Source organism: Mesorhizobium sp. M7A.F.Ca.ET.027.03.2.1 (genome assembly GCF_003999175.1).
Taxonomy (GTDB): Bacteria; Pseudomonadota; Alphaproteobacteria; order Rhizobiales; family Rhizobiaceae; genus Mesorhizobium.
In genome coordinates, this window is sequence record NZ_RZOM01000482.1 from 1 (window position 1) to 4499 (window position 4499).

At 64.6% G+C, this 4499-nt stretch carries 5 protein-coding genes; 2 read left to right on the plus strand and 3 right to left on the minus strand.

Features of this window, described 5'->3' with window-relative positions:
* The first annotated feature begins 409 nt into the window (after nucleotides 1-409).
* Nucleotides 410-1648, plus strand: a complete 1239-nt coding sequence (locus tag EN750_RS20240) for an MFS transporter (RefSeq protein WP_127397457.1) — start codon at nucleotides 410-412, stop codon at nucleotides 1646-1648.
* 51 nt (nucleotides 1649-1699) lie between these two features.
* Nucleotides 1700-2008, plus strand: coding sequence for an NIPSNAP family protein (locus EN750_RS20245; RefSeq protein ID WP_127397458.1), 309 nt, complete (start codon nucleotides 1700-1702; stop codon nucleotides 2006-2008).
* Between the two features lie 98 nt (nucleotides 2009-2106).
* Here EN750_RS20245 and EN750_RS20250 read toward each other — a convergent pair whose 3' ends face one another.
* From EN750_RS20250 to EN750_RS20260, 3 genes are all read right to left on the minus strand, one after another.
* On the minus strand, nucleotides 2107-2823 hold the full coding sequence (locus EN750_RS20250) for a glutamine amidotransferase (protein ID WP_127397459.1): 717 nt from the start codon (nucleotides 2821-2823) through the stop codon (nucleotides 2107-2109).
* A 15-nt stretch (nucleotides 2824-2838) separates the two neighbouring features.
* Nucleotides 2839-3318: a TerB family tellurite resistance protein gene (locus EN750_RS20255; RefSeq protein ID WP_127268697.1), complete on the minus strand. Its 480-nt coding sequence runs from the start codon at nucleotides 3316-3318 to the stop codon at nucleotides 2839-2841.
* 36 nt (nucleotides 3319-3354) lie between these two features.
* Nucleotides 3355-4499 (minus strand): heme biosynthesis protein HemY (locus tag EN750_RS20260; protein ID WP_127397460.1); only part of this gene is annotated, 1145 nt, incomplete at its 5' end.

Genomic DNA, 4499 nt, shown 5'->3' on the forward strand with positions numbered 1-4499 from the left:
TGGCCAGCGTCTGCGCCGCCCCTCACCTGCCTGCCGGCATCCTCTCCCCGTATAGTGACGGGGAGAGGGGTGCTGTCATCGGCGATTTCGCCAATCTCCAGCGTTGCGGGAGAAATGCCGGCGTCGCCGCCCGCCCCTCTCTCCCCGTCACTATAGGATGTCCGGCAGGACAGTGAGGGGCAGCGCCAACGTCAACGATTGCTCCGTTCGGCCAGAAACTCATGACGCAATAGCGCTAATGCATCTCGCTCAAAAGTCGCGACGCGCTTTAGGCTGAAAATTCCTTGATCCAGCACTGATTTTGACGCATATCCGCTGCGAACTGAGCTAAAAGTTCTGCCAGCCGGACCAGCGCCCATCGTGGAAGTGCCCCGCCAGCTGATGCCATTCGAACGGGGCCTCTTAAATCATGACAGCAGAACAGATATCGCCGGACCAGCGCTATGCCGCGTTCCGCCACCGCTCCTTCCTGAGCTATTGGGCGGCGCGTTTCCTCACCACATTCGCCACCATGATCGTGTCCGTCGCGGTCGGCTGGCAGATGTACGATTTGACCCGCGACCCGCTCGATCTCGGCCTTGTCGGCATCGTCCAGTTCCTGCCGTCGCTGCTTCTGGTGCTGGTCACCGGCGTCGTCGCTGATCGCTTCGGCCGCCGCCTGATCATGGCGCTGGCGGTCGTGGTGGAGGCGATGTGCGCGCTGGCGCTGCTGTTCCTGACGCTGCGCGGCATCAGCGGGCCGCTGCCGATCTTCTGCGTGCTTGCCATGTTCGGCGTCGCCCGCGCCTTTTTCGGTCCGGCCTCCGCCTCGCTGTTCGCCAATCTGGTGCCGCCTCAGGATTTCGCCAACGCCATCGCCTGGAATTCATCGGCCTGGCAGACGGCGACCATCGTCGGCCCGGTCGCCGGCGGCCTGCTCTACGGCGTGTCGCCGGAAGCGGCCTACGGAACCGCCGCCGTCCTGATGCTCGTGTCCGGGCTGCTGATCTTCACCATTCCGAAGCCGTCGCAGCGGACCGAGTCGGAAAAGCCGACGATGCAGCACCTGCTCGGCGGGTTCAGCTACATCTGGAGCGAGAAGATCGTGCTCGGCGCCATCTCGCTCGATCTGTTCGCCGTGCTCCTGTCCGGCGCCTCGGCGCTGCTGCCGGTCTATGCACGCGACATCCTCCAGCTCGGCCCCTGGGGCCTCGGCCTGCTGCGCTCGGCGCCCAGCATCGGCGCCATTTGCGTCGCCATCTGGCTGGCCGGGCATCCGCTTCGCAACCACGCGGGCATGATCATGCTGGTCGCCGCCGCCTCGTTCGGCGCCTTCACCCTGCTGTTCGGCCTTTCCACCATCACCTGGCTGTCGATCGTGGCGCTGGTCTTCCTTGGCGCCACCGATATGTTCAGCGTCTACATCAGGGAAACGCTAATTCAGCTGTGGACGCCCGACGAGGTGCGCGGCCGCGTCAACGCCGTCAACCAGGTCTTTGTCGGCGCCTCCAACGAGGTCGGCGAATTCCGCGCCGGCACGATGGCCGCGCTGATCGGCACGGTGCCGGCCGTGGTGATCGGCGGCATCGGCGCCATCGCCGTAGCGGGCCTGTGGATGGTGCTGTTCCCGCAACTGCGCAAGGTGCGCCATCTCGACGGACGCAACTGATCTTCCTCCAGTTGACAGCCAACATGCCTCGCCCATGCCACAGGAGTTCCCATGATCACTTGCTACCTGAAATATGTCATTGACCCCTACAAGCTTGCCGAGTTCGAAGATTATGGCCGTCGCTGGATAGCTCTGGTCAATCGCCTCGGCGGAAACCATCACGGCTATTTCCTTCCGAGCGAGGGGGCGAGCAATATCGCTTTTGCCATGTTCAGCTTTCCGAGCCTTGCCGACTACGAGGACTATCGCAAGCGTATGGCTGCCGACCCGGAATGCCAGGAAGTGTTTGAAATGGAAAAACGCAATCGCAGCATTCTCAGCTACGAGCGCAGCTTCCTGCGGCCGGTGCTCGAACCTTAAAGCGCGTCGCGTCGAAACAGATTCACGCGCCGCGCTTTAGGTCTTGTTTTATGCATGTCGTCTTCCCAAAAACCGAGGTCACTTTTGGGCGACATGCATTAGCTATTGCTCGGCTTGCCGAAAATCATCCGCAGGAACTCGTCCAGCCAGCGCTTGAGATGCATGTCCCAGATCAGCCGGCCGCCGAGATGATCGCGGCCGGGCTGGGCACCGGGCAATTCGAAGCGATGCGCGCCGCGCACCACCCAGCGCTGCATCATCACCCTGGTCAGTTCGCCATGGAACTGGATGCCCCAGGCATTGTCGCCATAGCGAAAGGCCTGGTTGGGATAGGTCTCGGCCGTCGCCAGCAGCGTCGCGTCCCTGGGCAGCGAGAAACCCTCGCGGTGGAACTGATAGACCATCTCCGGCCAGTGCATCAGTTGCTTGCCGGCTTCGGTCGCTTTCAGGGGATACCAGCCAACCTCGACCAGCCCTTCGCCGTGTCCTTCGACCTTGCCGCCGAGATAGTTGACCAGCATCTGTGCGCCGAGACAGATGCCGAGACATGGCCGGTTCTCCCTCAGCGGTATTTCCAGCCAGTTGGTCTCGCGGCGAACGAACTCGTCCTCGTCATTGGCGCTCATCGGACCGCCGAACACCACCGTGCCGGCGTGGCCGTCCAGTGTTTCGGGCAAGGCGTCGCCAAGCGGCGGCCGGCGGATATCGAGGTCGAACCCTTCTTCCAGCAACATGTGGCCGACACGCCCTGGGCTCGAACTCTCCTGATGCAGCACGATCAGTATCTTTGGCTTCGAACTCGTTTGGCGCGGCATGGGAAGGCGAAAATCCTATTCGTCGCTCGATGTTCCGGTGGCGCCGGGCGCGTGCGCCGCTGCCTTGCGGCGCGCCTCGACGCGATCATGGCGTTCGACGCCGATCAGCTCGGCGACGCGCCAGACGGTGTTGTCCTCGAGCTCGTGCAACTCGCCGTCGGCATAGACGATTTCCCACATCAGGCCGATGAAGGCCTTGCGCGCATCGGCATCGAGATGGCGCTTCAGGACACTGGTGAAGGCATAGAGATCGATCGCCTCATTGTCGGCCCGCTCGCCGGCGGCGGCAAGCGCCTCAAGTTCCGTGCCGCTGATCGAATAGCTCTCCGCCAGCACCGCCTTGAACCGTTCCCACTCGACATCCTGGCGCACGCCATCGGCATTCATCACATGGTAGAGCAGCGCCGAGGCGGCGATGCGCGGATCGTCCGTGCTGGCACGAGTGCCGGCGCCGGCCGGCAAATCCCTGAGAAACGACAGAACGCGTTCAAACATAGATCCATACCCCAACGGCCTGACGGCCTGCCCAACTCAAAACAGCCGAAACCGGCGCGGCGATTTCTCCGCTTCCTCGTCCGGATCGACGCCGGGATCGTCCGGCAACCGCGCAAGCTCCTCGGCCGGATCGACGCCCTCGGCATCGCTCGGCACCGCGGCGAAGGCCGCTGCCGTGATCGGCCTGACATGATCTTCTTCGCGACTTTCAGCTTGCTTGCCCGCCGACGTCTCGCCACCGGCGTCATCGATCACCTCGATCGGCCCTTTTTCGCTCGTCGGCTTCGCCAATGCTTCGATGACCGGCGCCGCATCGGCTGGCATGTCATCATGGCTGTCGATCAACTGGCCGAGACGCTCCATCGGCGCACGCCACTCGAAGGCGTCGAGCCGGCCGGTGATCGGCGACACCGGCGCCCAGCGTTCCGATACCACGCCGTCTGCGACCCAGGCCGGATCGCGCGGCGCCCGCACCGCCCGGGACAGCAGCTGCCGCACCTTGCCCTGATCGCCGGTTTCGGCCTCCTCGATGTCTGCGAGCAGCAGATAGGCGCCCTCGCGGCGGTCCATCCGGATCGCCGCCTCGGCCTCGCGGCGGGCGGTCGAGAAATCCTGCGCGTCGAGCGCGGCGCGCGCCACCGTCATCGACGATTCGGCGTGGTTTTTCTTCATTTCCTGCAGCTTCTTCGCCCGGGTGAGGCGGTCGAGCACGGCGTCGCCCGGCCTTGCATGGGTATAGAGCTCGGCGACCTCCGGATGCGGCTCGGCCTTCCAGGCCGCCTCGAGGATCTTCGAGCCCTTGCGCACATCGTTCTGCTTGAACAATGCGGCCGCGGCGGCAACGGCCGCGGGCGCGAAGTCCGGCCTAAGCTTGTTGGCCTCGATCGCCGCCGTCCTGGCGGCGGCGGGATCGCTGTCGGCAAGCGCCTGCGCCTTGGCGGTCAAAAGCACGGCGCGGCGGCGATTGGCGGCATCGCGTTCGATCTGCCGTGTCGCCTTCTGCGCGTCGACCAGTTTCAGGGCGCCGTCCCAGTCGCCGCGCGCGGTCAGCTCTTCCAGCGTCGATTCCGCCGCCCAGGCCAGCTGCGGCGCCATCACCGCGGCGCGGCCGGCATAATGCCTGGCAGCGTTGCGGTCGCCGAGCCGTTCGGCTTCCAGATAAAGCCCGCGCAAACCCAGCA

Coding starts and splice junctions, on each gene's coding strand:
- EN750_RS20245 (WP_127397458.1), top strand. CDS start 1,700: ATGATCACTTGCTACCTGAAATATGTCATTGACCCCTACAAGCTTGCC.
- EN750_RS20240 (WP_127397457.1), top strand. CDS start 410: ATGACAGCAGAACAGATATCGCCGGACCAGCGCTATGCCGCGTTCCGC.
- EN750_RS20255 (WP_127268697.1), bottom strand. CDS start 3,318: ATGTTTGAACGCGTTCTGTCGTTTCTCAGGGATTTGCCGGCCGGCGCC.
- EN750_RS20250 (WP_127397459.1), bottom strand. CDS start 2,823: ATGCCGCGCCAAACGAGTTCGAAGCCAAAGATACTGATCGTGCTGCAT.